This is a genomic window from Bacillus arachidis (assembly GCF_030285945.1).
Taxonomy (GTDB): Bacteria; Bacillota; Bacilli; order Bacillales; family Bacillaceae_G; genus Bacillus_A; species Bacillus_A arachidis.
The window spans coordinates 2,430,041-2,447,522 of the sequence record NZ_CP127376.1 but is presented as its reverse complement, the minus strand read 5'-3'; the positions used below and the strand labels follow the sequence as shown (position 1 = coordinate 2,447,522).

Below are 17,482 nucleotides of genomic sequence, written 5' to 3'. Positions count from 1 at the left end.
AAATAATTCGTCATCCCTAATATTACAAATGTATATACCTAAATAAATATTGGCTCTCTTTCTTTAAAATCTGTTATTCTTGTATAAGCATGGGCTACATTGCATTGAACCATAAAGTTCCTGATTTTAACAACTTCTTTGTCAGTTTCAAATAAGTGTAGCCATTTAAACCAATACAAATAATTGCTGATATATTTAGTTGCAACACCATTAAACTTATTCATCCACTTTTTTAATTTGCTGTGTACAGCATTAATGTGTTGAATATGGTAAATTCCTTCTTTATGTTTTCCTCTTTGTATACGCTTATGTTCCAATGAAAAATCTTTGGCAAACTGATCATAACTCTTATGACTGTCAGTACAAAAGATAGAGTTATCCCCTACACGACCGTCATAGAGTCTTTCTAATTCTTGGTGTGTCATTCTACCTCTACATAGTAACTCCCCCTGTCTATCAATAGCAGTAGCAATACAAACATGTTCGTTAGATATGCCTCTCTTTTTAATCTGTTTTCCTCTTTTACGAGATTTTCTCGGCGTTTTAGAAGGTTTTGTACCTTTGAAACTCTCTGCAAAGAATACTTCATCAGCCTCAATTACACCCTCAACAGAGCCTACACCAAAAAATGACCTTATACAATCAAGTATTTTGTGTCTCCAAAAGAAACTTGTTGCAATATTAATCTCTACAATTGTAGCACTCTTTCTAATGGAAAAACCTGCAATCATACATTTAGCGTATTTAAGCCAATTATCTAATGTTTTCTTGCTTTTGTAAGTGGCAGAGTTTGTGAAAGTCTTATTGCAGGATTTATAAATATATCGTTGCTTCCCTTTATACTTGCCGTTTCTTGATACAGTTTCAGCACTACAATGTGGGAAGATTTTTCCCTTGGCAAATCTAAATCCCTTGACTTCTTGTGTTACTTGATCAACTTGTGTACCTAATACAAGTAGGTCTTCTAAATAGGAAAGTAACTGTTCTTGTTGAGATACTGATAGTTTTTGAATATCTGAAATCAAAGAATTAACACTTGCCGTAATAATACCTCCAAACCTGTATGTATATGGCTTAATTATAGTATATCTACTATTAATATATTAATTTTCAACATCAATTTAAAACATAGCCAAAATTTAAAAAGTACTGCCTTCTTTCAGGAGACAGTACTTTTTTCCTGACTTATTATTAAAACGCCCAGTTTCCTTTACAGAAAATTGGTTCATGTGTGCCATCTGCTGTAATGCCGTCAATATTAAGCTTGGCAGAACCAATCATAAAGTCTTCGTGTATAATACTAGAGTTTGCCCCATTTTCTGCAAGTTCTTCTTTTGTCATTGTCTTACTACCGATTAAGTTAGTTGCATGGGCATGCCCAATTGCTAAATGGCAAGATGCATTTTCATCAAATAACATATTATAGAATAAAATATTTGTATTAGAAATTGGTGAATCATGAGGTACTAATGCAACCTCTCCTAAGAAATGAGAACCCTCATCTGTCTCAACTAAATGTTTTAATGCTTCTTCACCAATATCAGCTTTATATTCTACAATGCGTCCATTTTCAAATGTAAGTGTAAAGTTATCGATAATGTTACCTGCAAATGCTAATGGTTTTGTACTTGATACTTGCCCATTTACACCTGTTTTTAATGGCAATGTAAATACTTCTTCTGTTGGAATGTTAGCCATAAATGGTACATTTTTTTCATTTAAGCTACTAGCTCCAGCCCATACATGCTTTTCTGGAAGTTCAATTGTTAAATCTGTTCCAGGACCTGTATAATGAAGCGCCTTATAATGTTTTTCATTTAAATAATCTACTTTTTTATGTAATGTTTCATCATGTTTTTTCCATGATTCCACAGGATTCTCTAGATTTGCACGAGTTGCTTGGAAAATTGCATCCCATAGCTTTTCTTCTTGCTTTTCTAATGTAACATCAGGGAATACCTTTGCAGCCCATTCTTTCGTAGGAACAGAGATCACGCACCAACTTACTTTATCTGCTTGTAAATAACCGCGGTATACTTCCATTGCTTCGCCAGCAACCTTATGAGAACTTGCAATTCGCTTTGCATCTACACCTTTTAATAGATCTGGATTCTCTGCATAGATAGACATAAATGCAGCGCCTTCTTTTGCAAGCTCTTCACGTGCATGCGCCTTCCAAGCAGGAAATTCTGAGAATGCTTCTTCAGGAGCTAAGTCAAATTTTAAACGTGTTAATACTTCATCGTTCCAATCTACATATACATGCTTTGCCCCTGATTTATATGCTTTTTCTGTAACAAGGCGGACAAATGGAGCTGCCTCAAGTGGCGCATTAATAGATAATATTTGTCCAGGCTGAATATTAACACCGACATTTACTGCAAGAGCAGCATACTTTTCTAATGTTTGTTCAAATGACATAGGTATAATCTCCTTTGTGTGAAAGAATTTATTATAAACATAATACACAAAATATTCAAAAATACACCCTGTAATCTCTAATCTTACAAAAATGTAAGATTTCTGGTTAGCTTGATGGGTATGCGGTAATCTATTTTCTTAACTTGATGGGCATGGCTCTAAATCCCCAAACGAAAGAAATTAAACGGAAATATGCGGTAAGCTGGCTATTATTTCCGCTATTATATGTAATTTATAGTTTAATACGAGGAGCTCTTATTAATTGGCACTCTGGATCCAAGAATAAATGGTTACGGAAGTGTCTTTTTATATAGTGTAGGAATCGGGATCGCAATTGGATTCATTTGTGTACTTGTAAAAACCCTAGGAAATCGATCTTTAAGATTCCAAAAAATTTAATATGTCTATTCTAAAAGTAAAAACCCCTCTGTTTAACATTTGTCAACAGAGGGGTTTTTACTTTTGATTGAAAGCCAATGCATGTTATCTACTGGTTTTCTGAAATATAATCTTCAAAAATTTCTCTGTTTTTGTATCAAACTCTACATCAACAAAAACGCCATATTCCTTTCCAGCTTCACGCAGCCATAATTTAAATTTTTCTGTTGTTACATTTACTGTCTTTGGTTTTCTTCCAATATGAAGGTAATCAATAATTTGCGCTTTTGGATATTTTTCTTTCGTTTTTTCTACCGCAAGTTTACCCCATTTTGCATATGGTGGTTGAGCGTGAACAACTGATGAGTGCATATATATATTGCAATATGTTGTAGCAAATACAATTCCTAATACGAAACATGTAAAAATACGCTTCATAATAAACTCCTTTTAGCCGTTTTTCTTATTGTGTACATGCTGTCTAAATCATATAAGTTTGGATTTTTTTGTCTTCATTACATAAAAGAGTTTTATTTACAAAACATAACCATGAAATCATCACTGCAAATAAGGAGGGAATTATATGCGTTCTACCGCAATTTTTAAAATACTGATTTTATTTGTATTAATCGGTATATCTGTAATTGTAAGTAGTGGGCAAACAAGAAATGTGCAAGCTTTTTCTAATCAAGTAATTCAAAGAGGTGCCTCTGGAGAAGATGTCATTGAATTACAGTCGCGATTAAAATATAACGGGTTTTATAAAGGAAAAGTAGATGGTGTGTTTGGCTGGGGTACATATTGGGCACTACGAAATTTCCAGCAAAAGTTTGGTTTACCTGTAGATGGCTTAGCGGGAGCGAAGACGAAGCAACTGCTTGCGAAAGCAACAAAGTACGAGAAATCGACTGCTAATAAAGGAAACACAGGTGGTGGACAAGGTAGCAAGCCAACTCAAAATAAAGGTACAAATGTGCCAAATGGTTACTCACAAAATGATATTCAATTAATGGCGAACGCAGTATATGGTGAATCTCGTGGTGAACCATATTTAGGACAAGTTGCAGTAGCGGCAGTTATTTTGAATCGTGTAACGAGTCCATCATTCCCAAATACAGTATCTGGGGTGATTTTTGAACCACGTGCCTTTACAGCAGTTGCTGATGGTCAAATTTATTTAACACCGAATGAAACTGCGAAAAAAGCTGTATTAGATGCGATTAATGGCTGGGATCCTACTGGAAATGCACTTTATTATTTCAATCCAGATACTGCAACGAGTAAATGGATTTGGAGTCGACCACAAATTAAAAAAATCGGCAAACATATTTTCTGTAAATAGAGTGGAGGTGAAGAAATGTTAAGAGGTATCATAATTGTATTGTTAACAATCGGCGTAGTTGGAACAGGGTATTGGGGCTATAAAGAACACCAAGAAAAGAATGCGGTTTTAATCCGGGCAGAAAACAGCTATCAGCGTGCTTTCCATGATCTAGCATATGAGGTTGATTTATTACACGATAAAATTGGAACAACACTCGCAATGAATTCGCGAACATCGTTATCACCGGCATTAGCTGATGTATGGCGTTTAACATCAGAAGCCCGTTCTGATGTAGGACAACTCCCTTTAACATTAATGCCGTTTAATAAAACAGAAGAATTTCTCGCGAATATTGGTGATTTTAGTTATCGTACTGCAATTCGTGATTTAGAGAAAGAGCCTTTAAACGATCAAGAATATAAAGCATTGCAAGGTTTATATTCTAATGCAGCTGATATTCAAGACGAACTTCGGAAAGTACAACATCTTGTCTTAAAAAATAATTTACGTTGGATGGATGTAGAACTTGCGCTTGCTTCAGATAAAGATCCAGCGGATAACACGATTATTGACGGGCTTAAGACGGTTGAGAAAAATGTAACATCCTATTCTTCAGATAATTTTGGTCCAACTTTCACAAGTATGCAAAAGGCGAAAAAAGGCGGCTTTGAAGCAACAGGCAAAGCGATTTCAAAAGATGAAGCGGCAAAAATTGCAAAATCATTTTTAAATTTAAAAGGCGATGAAAAAGTAGAAGTTGAGAAAAGTGGTAAAGGTGCGAAAGAATCATTTTATAGTGTAAAGATTCAAGATCCTAAAACAAAGAATGAATTTTATATGGATATTACCGAAAAAGGTGGATATCCAATATGGGTAATGAATAACCGTGAAATTAAGGAACAAAAAATCAGTTTAAATGACGCAGGAAGTAAAGGATTAACCTTTTTAAAGGACCATAAGTTTACTAATATGGAGCTCTTCGATAGTTCACAATATGATAATATTGGTGTGTTTACGTACGTTGTGAATGAGAATGATGTGCGTATTTATCCAGAAGCGATTCAAATGAAAATTGCCTTAGATGATGGATCGATTGTTGGTTTTTCGGCAAAAGAATATTTAGCATCTCATCAAAAACGGACCATTCCAGCTGCAAAATTAACAGCTGCTGATGCGAGAAAGAAAATCAATCCAGATGTGAAAGTAATGGAAGAACGTAAAGCGATTATTGTGAATGCTACTCATAAAGAAGTTTTATGTTATGAGTTTGTTGGAACATTAGGAAAAGATACGTATCAAATTTTTATTAATGCAAATGACGGAACGGAAGAAAAAGTGAAAAAGATGCAGGCTGTAGAAAAAGTTTATGACTAAACATCAATGATAAAGTGGTGAAAATAATGAAAATTCTTATATACATGCTTATGATTTGTCTAGCTGTTACAGGATGTAGCATCGGGAAGCAAAATAATGCTCAAGAAAAACCAGAGCAAAAAAATATTTCCATGAGAAATGTTAATTATCAGGCAAATAATAATAAACCCAATGAAAAGGTTGCAGATCATTTAGCATCTTTAGCCTCTAGTATACCAGGGGTGAAAGATGCAACTGCGGTAGTTATAGGGAAATACGCTGTTGTTGGTATAGATGTAAAAGCGAAATTGGATCGTTCTCGCGTAGAGTCCATCAAATATTCTGTAGCTGAAAGCTTAAAACATGATCCAAACGGTGCAAATGCAGTTGTTGTGGCTGATATTGATACGTATGAACGATTAAAGCAAATGGGGAATCAAATTAAGCGTGGAAATACTGGCGAAGGAATTCTTGAAGAACTTGCTGCAATTGTTGGACGTGTTATGCCACAAGTACCAAATGATTTGATAGAAAATAAGGAAACAAATCCGATTAAAGCTAATGATAAACAATTACCGAAAGATGAAGAAAATGAATTAAGAAAGGAACAAGAGGATCAATCGAATAATCATCTGAAAAGGTAAGAAACACCCCGTGTTATAGGAACACGGGGTGTTTTTGTTGATTGTTAATATTCAGCTTATTGAAAGTGGAATATATGATGTAATAATATTTAAGAGGGGATAGTTGCAATTATGAAAAAGAAAATCGTATGTATAGTCATAGTCTTTGCTTAGGCTTAATCGTTGGCTGTGAACAAAAGAAAGAAGAAAAAACGCCTTCTCTTTTTATTTACATTTATTGATATCGTTTTGAAACAATAAATTCTACTAGTGGAATAACAATGAATGAAGAACAAAGTGCAATAAATAAAGGGAGATTTTGAATATTATCAAGTGAATATAAGGTCGAAAATCCTTCTGAATAAATCAATAAAATAAACATAATAATGACTAATACAAAATATCCAATTTTGAAACTTTTATATGTAATTTGTTGTCCCATTTCATCTTTACTTTCTTTTGAAACGCCGTTTGGATCGCCCCATGTAATATGATTGATTAAATAACTAAGTATTAAAGAAGCTCCCCAAATCGTTCCTCCTAAAATCGCTCCCTCAGTTATATATTTATATGTACCATGTATGAATACCCCAAGCAATGATAGTACAGAAATTAGAAAAATAAACTTCTTCTGATTCAATATAGTCCCTCCTTACTCACTAACTGTAAAAAACTCTTTACAAATTAATAGTATAAAATTGGTAGAGGATAATGTCAAATACATTTTACACAAAGGTGGAATTTATGGTGATTTTTTATATTAGAATTTAGTAATGTATTAGAAGCTAAAAAAGATTTTACTCTAATTTGAATGTAAAAGTTAATGTTCGCATATATTTGGAAGGGATGTCAGATAAAATCAGGGGGTATATATGTCCACACTGTTAAAAGCTGGTGCAGATGCTGGAAATAACGGATTGAAACTAATGGTGAAAGGGCAACAGCCGATTTATATTCCAAGTATTTATTCACTATATATTGGGGAGCCTACAGGTTTATTAGACGAAGAGGATGTATCGATTTCTGAAATTGAAAAACATATTGATGTAACAATTTGTTCTCCATCCCTTATGTTAAACAACGTGCGTTATATTGTGGGGCAGAAAGTGATTAATGATCAGCTAAAAGGAACAGAGATTGAGAAAAAATCTGATAAATCTACAGATGAATTAATGGTATTAACGATTTTATCAGGTTTAGCAATTAGTGCTATGCGTCATAGTCCCAAGTTGGATCATATTAATATTCGTTACGATTTATCAGTTGCTCTTCCGATGCAAATTATTACACAAGAAATTGCATCGGAAAACGCTAACCGTTATATGGGAAATCATAAAGTTATTTTTCATTATCCGAACGGAAGAGATGTAACGGTAAATGTCTCCATTGAGTTTTGCAAATGTTTACCTGAAGGTGCATCTGGTACTTGGGGGATTATATACGATGAAGATGGAAATGTCTTAAAACATAAAGTGGAAGGTGAAAAAAATTCAACGACTGAGATAGATTTCGTTGACAAAACATTATTATCATTTGATATAGGAGCGGGGACAACCGAAGAAGTCGTTTCGTTTGGAGTGAATTTTAGACCACAATTAAGTAAAGGGCTGTCCTACGGTGTGAAAGAAACCTTATTACAAATAATTACGAGATGGAATCGGAAGTATCCAACAAAAACAATAGATAGTATTACAGAGTTCAATCAAATTTATTTATATGAGAAACACCCAAGGCATGCACTACTAGTAGCAGAATCCCAACAAGCACTTCTAGGCTTAGCTGCACGGGTTGCGACAGATATTATTAATAAAATTGATGATATGAAAGATGATCCATATGTATTTATCTATGGTGGAGGCGCGGTTATCATTAAAAATAGTTTGGAACTTATTTTAAAACAAAAAGGCCGTTTAAAAAATGTGATATTTGTAGATAATCCTCTTTTTACAAATGCACGCGGATTATTAGTTTATACATGTTCACCGCGATATAGAGAACATAAACAAAAAGAATTAGGATTTACAAACTTAACAATTAGTTAGCTGGTGTGAGTATGCGGTGTAAGAGGTATAAATGTGGCGATCGGGTAAAAGTATATTTAAATAAATCTGTATCTCCTGAAATGCTAGCTTGGATTAATAAGCAATCTGATATAACGAGATTTTTTTTATATGGCGCCGAGCAATTGTTTAAACAAGTAGGAGATATTGATGTATCTAAAACTTTACCAAGTGATCATGTTTTTTTTACGTATGTTGAACCTACTTCTGTGTTTAAAATCGAAGTAAATCCTTTAAGAAACGTAACCAGGAGAAAGAACAAAAATACCGAATGTGTAGAAAATACACCTTGGGAGTCAATTAATGAGTTGGATTGTCCATACTTTTAAAGTAAATCAAAATAGATTGCCCACCACTGTACATATGAAATTAGGGGTGGGCTTTTTTGTTGATTACAGTTTTGAACAATAAGGGGGTATAGCAACGATCCATTCTTTTGGGGTCACTAAAAATAGCCACAATCTGTTTTAGAAAAGATTGTGGCTATTTTTAATCTAATTTGCAGCTTTTAATCGCAATAAGGGTTGAAAATTTTTAATTTTTTTTACAAATAACTCACAAAAGCAACATATTTTTATCTTACTTTATATATAAGGATTATTTGGTAAGTATTATTACTCAAAATAGTTACTACATATAAGGGAGACTACAAAATGGATATGGATTCATATTATTGGGAAATGGTCAAGAAGAATATTGGTGTATATTCTGAACAGGAACAAGAATGTCTTCGAAATAAGAAGGTCATTATTTTTGGATTAGGTGGGGTAGGAGGATATGAAGCAATTCTCTTCTCTCGGATGGGGGTTGGACATATTACTGGTGTTGATCCAGATGAATTTGAAGTCTCTAATATTAACAGACAAATGTTGGCGCTTTCTAGTGTTGTAGGTGAACCAAAAGCAAAAGTTGCAGAACAGGTAGTGAAAGATATACATCCCTATATATCAACAAACTTCTTACAAACAAAAGTAGATGAAGATAATGTAACCGAACTTATAAAAGGGCACGATATTGTAGTAGAAGCTGTTGATGATATGCCTTCAAGAGTTATTATTCATAGAACTGCTAGAGAATTAGGTATACCAAGTGTAGGGATGTCAGGTAGTCCTCCTACAAGAGGGTTTGTTTCTACATTCTTCCCAACAGGAGTTCCTTATGAAGAAGCATTGAATGTATCAATTGTAGGACATAAATTAACAAATCCAGAATTAAGACAACAAGTTGCGGATATAAAGAAAAGTCGTGCTTGGTATTCTGTAGAAAAAGGGGCACCAAAAAAGTGGGCACAAGATTTTTGTGATGGAAAAGTGGGATGGATCATTACACCAATGCGTGCTCATCTATTATCCCTATTTAGTTTTCATGAAGCAATACAAGTATTAACTGGTCGTGAACCTCTAGCTAGAGCCCCTAAAGGAATTGTTATTGATATGGATAGTCATATCCCTGTTCAAGTAAAAGAAGCCCCAAAGGATGGTTGGGATTATAAAACGCTGTAGGAGGAAAATAATATGTTAACCAAAAATAAAGATACGCAAAAGATGTATGAAGAAAGTTTCACGCGAAATATTGGTGTTATTTCTGTAGAAGAGCAAGAAAAATTAAAAAATGCTCGCGTTACTGTAGTTGGAGCAGGTGGGGTAGGAGGAATTACACTCATTCAACTGGCAAGAATGGGCGTAAGTTCTCTACATGTAATTGACCAAGATGTATTTGAAACAAGCAATATCAATCGACAAATGCTAAGTTCTATTAGTAGATTAGGAAAATCTAAAGCAGACGTCGCTTTAGAAGTTTTAAAAGACATTAATCCCTTATTACAAGTAGACGTAACAAAAGAATTTGTTACCGAAGAGAATGCGTTAGAGCTTCTGAAAAATACAGATCTCATTATAGATGCAACTGATAATTTAGTAGCGAGAGTCATTATCCATCGTACAGCCAGGATGTTAGGGATTCCTTCTATATGGATTGCAGTTACACCTCCTTTTAGAGGTGGCGTGATGTCTTTAACTCCTGACTCTGTACCCTATGAAATTGCATTAGGATATCCATCTTATCAGCAAGAACTAACACCAGAAATGAAAAATATAATTCATGAATTAAAAGATGGACGTGCTCTTCATTCTGTCAAGCATGGTGCGGATGAGAAATGGGCAAATAATTATGTACAAAAAGATCTTCCATGGACTGTACTGTCTCCTGTTGCAAATATTGTAGGTATTCTAGCAAGCTTTGAAGCATTTAAATTTATAATAAATCGAGAAGATTTAAAACCTGTCATAAGTCCAAATCTAATACAAATTAATCTTTCCAATCAAAATATGGTACATGTATCTGCACCTGAAAATGATAGTTGGGATTATACAACATTATAGATGAGGTAAGAGAATATGCTTCCTTTTTTGTTACTTGGAATTATTGTTATACTTTCTCTGCTTGTAAAGGATTATGTGCTAGCTGGTGTGGCTTGTTTATTAGGCGTTTTACTTGCTGTTGGACAAAGAACTTTATTACATCTTATTCAACAATATTCTTTTCCAATTGGTATTTTCTTTCTCATGCTCTTCCTTTTAGTGCCAATTACATCTGGAAAGATTACAAGTGAAAGCGTAATAAAATTAATTACTTCTCCTATCGGCTTAGGTTCCATTCTAGCAGGTTTTACTGTGTCATACATAGGAGGAAAAGGAGTAGGAGTTTTAACTATGAACCCTACGATTTTGTTAGGTGTCTTAGTAGGGACTCTTGTTGCCGTATTATTTACAAAAGGATTACCGGCAGGATTAATTATTGCTGCTGGAATAATAGCTATCGTTTCTATGAAATGAAAGGAACATTCTAAATGAAGATAAAATGGACACATATTAGTTTAGTAGGTTTATTTTTGATAATTCTTATGTCGGGTTGCTCTAATAGTACAGAAACTTCTCAAAACGCTCAAACTTCTAAAGTGGTAAAAGAAAAATTAGAAATTCAGCAAGGAGAAGAAAAATTACATTTACTTCATAAAAACTTAAATAATAAAAAACAGTATACATCCGATGAAGTAATCTTATTTTTAGAACCATTTAGTGTACCGACTGCTCAAGCATTTGATGTACCAAAATATTCGTGGATGGATGAGTATGCTAGAAAAGGGTATGATACTTGGGCTATGGATTTCAGAGGGTTTGGTCATTCTTCTCACCCTCAAGAAATGTCAGAACCTCCTTCCAAAAATCGCCCGGTTATTCATTTGAATGATGCGACAAAGGATCTAGAAACAGTCGTAACTTGGATCAAAAAGAAGAGAAATGTGAAAAAAATTCATATCGTTGGATGGTCATATGGAGGCGTTGTTGCTGGTAATTATGCGATAACCCATCCTCAAGATATTAACAAAATCATTCTATATGGATATATGCATGGATTCGAGCTACCTATGATGACAAAACCTCTTGAAAATCCATTACAACCTAATCAATTTAATCCTGAGGCATCAGCCTATCAAATGGTGGACTTTGATAAAGGAATGCATCATTGGCATATGATGATGGGAAATAAAAAAATCGTTACAAATGAAGCAATGGATGCCGTAAAACAAGTATTTATCAATTCGGATCCTATGAGTGAGAAAAACAATCAAATGATCCGTCGACCAGTTGGTCCACTAGAAGATTTATATTCTATTTGGAATAATCGTCCTTTATATGATGTATCTAAGATTACTGCTCCAGTACTTGTCATTTATGGAGAAGATGATCTATTTGCAGATCGAAATATGATGTCAAAATTAACAGGCGCAAAACAAAAAAAAGAAGTTGTCATCCCTGATGCAACACACTGGGCTGTTTATGAAAAAAATCATTCCATCCTATTTGAACAAGTATTAAACTTTATAGAAATGAAAGAAGGAAAAAAGAAATGAACAAGCACATAACAATATTAGATGCAACTTTACGTGAAGGGGAACAACAATGTGGTGTTCGTTTTTCTAAGGAAGACAAAATTACACTACTTCATATGTTGGAAAATTTCGGAGTACCCCTTATTGAGGTTGGACATCCAGGCATTTCTAAAGAAGAAGAAGAAATTTGCAGAGAAGTTGCCGCCTCTGCAAAGCAAGCTGACATATTGATGCATGCTCGTGCGAAAAAAGAAGAAGTTCATGCGGTTTATCGTGCTGGGGCTGATTGGGTAGGAATTTGGGCGTCTATTAATCCTATTTCTTTACAAACAAAGTATACGAATCGATCAAAAGATTACGTTGTAAATCAAGTGAAACAAGCGATTGAAGAGGCTAAATCTTTAGGAATGAAAATCCGATTTACGATTGAAGATGCCTCACGAACTGCATGGGAGGATATCTCCCACCTTGGAGAAGTTGCGTATGAAGCTGGAGCAAATCGAATTAGTTTAGCAGACACTGTAGGAATTTGGGAGCCGAGTCATTGTGCGGAAATCGTGAAAAAGGCTGTTGAGGCATTCCCTTGTGAAATTGAAGTTCATCTTCATAATGATTTAGGGCTAGCAATGGCAAATGCTCTTGCTGCTATTGATGCCGGAGCATCTGTCATTGATGCGACTTTGTGTGGAATAGGTGAAAGAGCCGGGATTGTTGATTTACTAAATTTATCAGTACTGTTATCTCAAAAATATAATCAATACTTTCAACTAAAAATGATTCCCGAATTAACCCAATCTCTTCAATTGGCAACCGGTTGTAAGGTAGATCATTGGAGACCGATTATTGGAAAAAATGTATTTACCCATACCGCACCATATCATAAAAAAGCTGTTAAGCAAAATTTTTCAGCATATGAAGGTGTTCAACCTGAAATGATAGGAAGAGTACGTAGGATGCAACAAAAAAACATAGAAAGAAAAGGACCTCAGCTTACAAAGTCTTTCCGAATTAGTAAACCATTTGTAAAGGGTGCATCTGAACTTTTATATCATCGCGATGGTCCAGGAGAACGTTGGGTACAGATGGATTATAGAACTGATGAACGTGCTTCATTTTATGTCATACAACGTGTATTTTATGACAACCATATAGATGAGAACTTAGCGGGACATGTAGATACTCACGCACATCATTGTGATAGTGCTTTTATTTTCTGGGGGAATAGAGTAGATGGTACAGGTCTTATATGTGAGGTGGAAATTGAAGAAGAATTACAAATCATTGAGAGTCCTGCATCTGTTTTTATTCCAGCAGGGTTAAAACATAGGTACAAGTACCTTTCAGGTACAGGAACGTATACAAATATTGTACTAGCGCCTAATTATAATTCTAGTTTGTTAGAGGAAAACTCGTCAAAAGCATTTGTATATTGATTAAATATAGGACAATTTTTTGTCTGTTACTCGATTCATTTTTTTCTGCGATTTCTTATAATTAAACTGATAAGTAGGACAGCCTTTCACTTGTGTTTTTCTCCTTTCCATAAAGCGAACCTATATACATTCAATGAAAACAGCAGAAATCCTTTTAGTTCAGAAAAATTTGACAATAAAAGTGTAGTAAATTATTATATGTAAAAATAACTTATAACAAAAATAGCAATGAAGAGAAGAGTAGTTAAGAATGATTGCATACAGAGAACTCCGGTAGCTGAGAAGGAGGAGTAAGAATCTTAATGAAAAAAGACTTGGAGCTTCGCAAGGAACTAATTAATTTAGGGATGATGCGGCGGGTTCTCCCGTTATAGAGATAGGGTATAAGCGAATTGAGCCGTACCTGAAGAGGTTAATATGGTGACATATTAATAAACTGAGGTGGTACCACGAAGTAAACAACTCTCGTCCTCAAGATGAATAATCTTGGGGGTGGGAGTTTTTTTATTTTGAAAAAGAAGGTAGAAAATAAATATTAAATTTCATAGGGGTGAATTGTATATGCATTGGGCTTATCAAATAGCACATGAACTGATTCGAAAACATCCAAATAAAGAAACATTTGTATGCGCATCTGGAATTAGTCCTTCCGGTTCTGTTCATATAGGTAATTTTCGAGAAAACATTACGACTTACTTTGTTGTAAAAGCACTTCAAGATCTAGGAAAAAAGACACGATTTATATTTTCATGGGATGATTATGACCGCGGTTTAGAAAAGTTCCGAAAAACATTGATCCATCATTTAAGAAGTATATAGGTATGCCATACTGTGATATTCCAGATCCATATGGTTGTCATAAATCGTATGCAGAGCATTTTGAAAAAGAATTTGAAAAATCGTTGGAGGCTTTTGGAATTGAAGTAGAGTTTATTTATCAACATGAAGAATATAGAACTGGGAGATATAATCAACATATACTACACTCATTAAAAAGAAGAAAAGAAATCTACGATATATTAATGAAATTTAAAACGAGCGAATCGTCCGAAGATGAGCGAGAAACTTTTTATCCAATTACACTATATTGTAAGCAATGCTGCAAAGATTCAACAAAAATAACAAATTTTGATGAAACATTGGAAACAATCCAATATGAATGTGAGTGTGGGAATCGCAATGTATTATCAATAATGCAAACGAGTCATATAAAATTAAATTGGAAAATTGATTGGCCGATGAGATGGATGATGGAAGATGTGATTTTTGAACCAGGAGGTAGAGATCATTCAGCTGAAACAGGTAGTTATAATGTTTCAAAGGAGATAGTTAGAAAAATCTTTCATTATGAGGCACCAGATTATGTTGCCTATGATTTTATCGGAATAAAAGGTGACAATCAAAAAATGTCTAGTTCTGCTGGGAATATAATTACTCCAAGTGAGTTATTGAATGTGTATGTGCCAGAAGTCATTCTATTTATGTTTTCAAAATATAAACCAAATGCTACATTCCATATTGGTATGGATGAGGATGTACTTCGCAATTATACAGAGTATGAAAGGTACACGGAATGTTATCAAAATAAAATGTTAAATAATGAAGATTTATGTGGTGCATTGAAGCTTTCAAGAACGAATACTGAAAAAACTAGACTACCAAAGTTTAATCAAGTAGCAGGTATCTTACCATTAGTGAATTTTGATAATCAAATTTTACAGGAAGTATTAGCAAAAACGGATGCAGACTATAGCTTGATTGACATCATGAAAATAAGTAACCGTGTAGAACACTGGATTCGAAATTTACAGCCTCAAAAAATGATTGAAGTGAACCAAGAGAAAGATTGGGATTTTTACGAAATATTAGAAGACATACAGAAAAAATGGGTCTTGGAAGTTTGTGAAATAGTTCGTACGAATGTAAATAATCCCAATTTAATGGAACATATTTATGCAATTTGTCACAATGAAAATAAAAAGGTAATGAAAGAGAATCAAAAATTACTTTTTAAAATCATTTATAGGCTTGTTCTCAATCAACCGAGTGGTCCGCGAATCCCGCTACTTATACATGTAATTGGCGCTGGAAAGATGGTGTCATTATTAGATTTTCAAGACTAAGTAGAATGGAAAATAAATAGATTACAGTTAAAAAATGAAAGTGGAAAAGGGATGTAATAGCATCCCTTTTTCTACACCGCATCTTACATCATATCCAACCTTTTTCATCAGCAATACGAATGGCTTGAAATCTTGATTCAGCTTCAAGTTTTTGAATGGAGGATGATAAATAATTTCTAACCGTTCCGTTTGTTAAATACAATGTTTTACCGATTTCTCTCGTTGTCATTCCGGTTTTAACCATACGGAGTATTTCTGCTTCACGGTCAGTTAGTGGGTTATCTTCTTTTAAAAACAGCGTAGCAGCTAGATCTGTACTTACTATACGTTCACCATTCATTACTTTATGAATCGCTTCAATAAGAAATTCAATTGGTTCGTCCTTTAGTAAATATGCTTCCACTTTTGCGTCCATCGCTTTTTGTAAGTATCCTGGACGAGCAAAAGTTGTAACAATCATTATTTTACAGGGATGTCCAATAGTTCTTAATTTTTCTGCGATTTCAAGTCCAGTAATGTCGGGGATCTCGATATCGAGAAGACACACATCGGGTCGATGTTTTGTAATAATGTTCCAAGCATCTAGCCCATTTGAAACTTCTGCAATCACTTCAATGTCATCTTCTAGTTTTAATAGAGAAACGAGGGCTCCGCGAAGCATCTTTTGATCTTCCGCAATTACGATACGAATCATTTTACTGCCGCCTTTCTTGTATCGTTTTACAAGACTAATTTGATTTTACTAGGTTTGTTGAAATAGGTATCTTTAAAATTATCGTTGTGCCGTTGTTTCTTAATGTATGTATATCTACTGTGCCATGTATCATCTTCATTCGTTCCCGAATTGATTGAACTCCAAATCCAAGTGAATCATGTTGAAAGCCAATTCCATCATCGTGTATTTTTATTTGAAACCATTTTGTATCCATTTTTTGAACGATTGTACAATGGTTTGCTTGGCTATGCCTTAGAATATTTGTAATGGTTTCTCTTATAGAGAGGGCAACCATTGTTTCCGCAACATTTGTTAGCAAAGGTGCGTTTCCGGTTGCATGAATTGTGAATTGGATACCGGCTGTTCGTAATAACTCACGTAGGTGATTTAATTCACTTTCAATTGATATATATTTCATATCAGTAACAAGTTCACGTACTTGTTTTAATGCAAAACGTGATGTGTCTAAAATATCATTTAATTCCTGTTTCGCCTGTGTTGTGTCCTTTTCTATTAATCGTATTGTCAGTTCACTTTTCAGTTTAATCATTGTTAATGTTTGTCCGAGTGTATCATGAAGGTCTCTGGCAATGCGGTGTCTTTCTTCTTCTTGGATATATCTTTCAATTTGAGAGTTTGCGGCGCTTAGCTCTTTTTGTAAAGATTTTGCTTTTTCCCGGACGTGGATGACAAATGGCTGTATAAGTTGAAGAATAAAGACAAGAAGAAAAGAAGTTTTTAATATGGAAAAAGGCTGACCAAAGGTATACCAACTAACTAGAAAAAACATCATTGCGATGCCTGCTGTACCGATGCCGATATACAATTTAGATTGGGCTCTTCCTAATAAATTCCCGATGACAAAACCATACAGAAGTAGCCGTGATTCGATGAATATTGCAAGTAGTGCAAATAATACGCAGCTAAATAAACTAGAAAAGAGAAGGCGCCAATCTCTATACCACAATGCGAAGTAAAAAGACAACAAAACGAGCAGTAAAAGAACAATTTTTAAGAATAAGTTAATGGTTGTTTCTGCTCGAATTACATTGTAAATCAAAAGGACAATAAAAATAATATCTAAGTATAAGTACTTTTCAATTTGATCGTGGGGATAAATTTTTTTAAACATTTTACTATCCTCCTACTAAGATGGAATA

General features: G+C 34.2%; 16 protein-coding genes, 2 pseudogenes and 1 other annotated feature. Of the genes and pseudogenes, 12 read left to right on the top strand and 6 right to left on the bottom strand.

Annotated elements, in window-relative coordinates:
• Positions 1-38: 38 nt before the first annotated feature.
• Both QRY57_RS14070 and QRY57_RS14065 read right to left on the bottom strand, forming a co-directional pair.
• The gene (locus QRY57_RS14070; protein WP_286017862.1) at positions 39-1,046 is read right to left on the bottom strand and encodes an IS1595 family transposase; all 1,008 of its coding nucleotides are present in this window, start codon (positions 1,044-1,046) and stop codon (positions 39-41) included.
• Positions 1,047-1,191: 145 nt separating this feature from the next.
• A complete protein-coding gene (locus QRY57_RS14065; RefSeq protein ID WP_286017794.1) occupies positions 1,192-2,421 on the bottom strand; it encodes an aminopeptidase in 1,230 nt (409 codons plus the stop codon).
• A 161-nt stretch (positions 2,422-2,582) separates the two neighbouring features.
• Here QRY57_RS14065 and QRY57_RS14060 point away from each other — a divergent pair.
• Positions 2,583-2,820, top strand: a pseudogene (locus QRY57_RS14060) (Pr6Pr family membrane protein); the annotation flags it as partial.
• Between the two features lie 84 nt (positions 2,821-2,904).
• On the opposite strand, the gene QRY57_RS14055 reads toward QRY57_RS14060, so the two are convergent.
• A complete protein-coding gene (locus tag QRY57_RS14055) occupies positions 2,905-3,237 on the bottom strand; it encodes a YqzG/YhdC family protein (protein WP_286017793.1) in 333 nt (110 codons plus the stop codon).
• Between the two features lie 145 nt (positions 3,238-3,382).
• On the opposite strand from QRY57_RS14055, the gene sleB reads away from it, so the two are divergent.
• From sleB to QRY57_RS14040, 3 genes are read left to right on the top strand one after another with little or no spacing between them, the layout of a single operon-like run.
• Complete coding sequence (gene sleB, locus QRY57_RS14050; protein ID WP_286017792.1) at positions 3,383-4,141, top strand: spore cortex-lytic enzyme; 759 nt, start codon at positions 3,383-3,385, stop codon at positions 4,139-4,141.
• A gap of 15 nt (positions 4,142-4,156) precedes the next feature.
• Positions 4,157-5,497 (top strand): germination protein YpeB, encoded by a 1,341-nt coding sequence (gene ypeB / locus QRY57_RS14045; protein WP_286017791.1) that lies wholly within the window; start codon positions 4,157-4,159, stop codon positions 5,495-5,497.
• 26 nt (positions 5,498-5,523) lie between these two features.
• The gene (locus QRY57_RS14040; protein ID WP_026590973.1) at positions 5,524-6,120 is read left to right on the top strand and encodes a YhcN/YlaJ family sporulation lipoprotein; all 597 of its coding nucleotides are present in this window, start codon (positions 5,524-5,526) and stop codon (positions 6,118-6,120) included.
• A 214-nt stretch (positions 6,121-6,334) separates the two neighbouring features.
• On the opposite strand, the gene QRY57_RS14035 is transcribed toward QRY57_RS14040, so the two are convergent.
• A complete protein-coding gene (locus QRY57_RS14035; protein ID WP_286017790.1) occupies positions 6,335-6,739 on the bottom strand; it encodes a hypothetical protein in 405 nt (134 codons plus the stop codon).
• Between the two features lie 232 nt (positions 6,740-6,971).
• On the opposite strand from QRY57_RS14035, the gene QRY57_RS14030 reads away from it, so the two are divergent.
• The 8 genes and pseudogenes from QRY57_RS14030 (at position 6,972) to lysS (ending at position 15,607) form a co-directional block, all read left to right on the top strand.
• Positions 6,972-8,141, top strand: a complete 1,170-nt coding sequence (locus tag QRY57_RS14030) for a ParM/StbA family protein (RefSeq protein WP_286017789.1) — start codon at positions 6,972-6,974, stop codon at positions 8,139-8,141.
• An 11-nt stretch (positions 8,142-8,152) separates the two neighbouring features.
• Positions 8,153-8,488, top strand: coding sequence for a hypothetical protein (locus tag QRY57_RS14025; protein ID WP_286017788.1), 336 nt, complete (start codon positions 8,153-8,155; stop codon positions 8,486-8,488).
• Positions 8,489-8,812: 324 nt separating this feature from the next.
• Positions 8,813-9,661, top strand: a complete 849-nt coding sequence (locus QRY57_RS14020) for a HesA/MoeB/ThiF family protein (RefSeq protein ID WP_026590969.1) — start codon at positions 8,813-8,815, stop codon at positions 9,659-9,661.
• A 12-nt stretch (positions 9,662-9,673) separates the two neighbouring features.
• Complete coding sequence (locus QRY57_RS14015; RefSeq protein WP_286017787.1) at positions 9,674-10,540, top strand: HesA/MoeB/ThiF family protein; 867 nt, start codon at positions 9,674-9,676, stop codon at positions 10,538-10,540.
• A 15-nt stretch (positions 10,541-10,555) separates the two neighbouring features.
• The gene (locus tag QRY57_RS14010) at positions 10,556-10,993 is read left to right on the top strand and encodes a DUF441 family protein (protein WP_026590967.1); all 438 of its coding nucleotides are present in this window, start codon (positions 10,556-10,558) and stop codon (positions 10,991-10,993) included.
• 14 nt (positions 10,994-11,007) lie between these two features.
• The gene (locus tag QRY57_RS14005) at positions 11,008-12,072 is read left to right on the top strand and encodes an alpha/beta fold hydrolase (protein WP_026590966.1); all 1,065 of its coding nucleotides are present in this window, start codon (positions 11,008-11,010) and stop codon (positions 12,070-12,072) included.
• Positions 12,069-13,484, top strand: coding sequence for a hydroxymethylglutaryl-CoA lyase-like TIM-barrel protein (locus QRY57_RS14000; protein ID WP_286017786.1), 1,416 nt, complete (start codon positions 12,069-12,071; stop codon positions 13,482-13,484). The genes QRY57_RS14005 and QRY57_RS14000 overlap by 4 nt, the downstream gene beginning before the upstream one ends.
• 219 nt (positions 13,485-13,703) lie before the next feature.
• Positions 13,704-13,960 (top strand) — a binding site (T-box leader).
• Positions 13,961-14,045: 85 nt separating this feature from the next.
• A pseudogene (lysS, locus tag QRY57_RS13995) lies at positions 14,046-15,607 on the top strand (lysine--tRNA ligase).
• Between the two features lie 88 nt (positions 15,608-15,695).
• Here the strand turns inward: lysS and QRY57_RS13990 are convergent.
• Together QRY57_RS13990 and QRY57_RS13985 are read right to left on the bottom strand one after the other, a co-directional pair.
• Positions 15,696-16,301, bottom strand: a complete 606-nt coding sequence (locus tag QRY57_RS13990) for a response regulator transcription factor (protein WP_286017785.1) — start codon at positions 16,299-16,301, stop codon at positions 15,696-15,698.
• A 34-nt stretch (positions 16,302-16,335) separates the two neighbouring features.
• Positions 16,336-17,454, bottom strand: coding sequence for a sensor histidine kinase (locus tag QRY57_RS13985; RefSeq protein ID WP_286017784.1), 1,119 nt, complete (start codon positions 17,452-17,454; stop codon positions 16,336-16,338).
• Between the last annotated feature and the right edge of the window lie 28 nt (positions 17,455-17,482).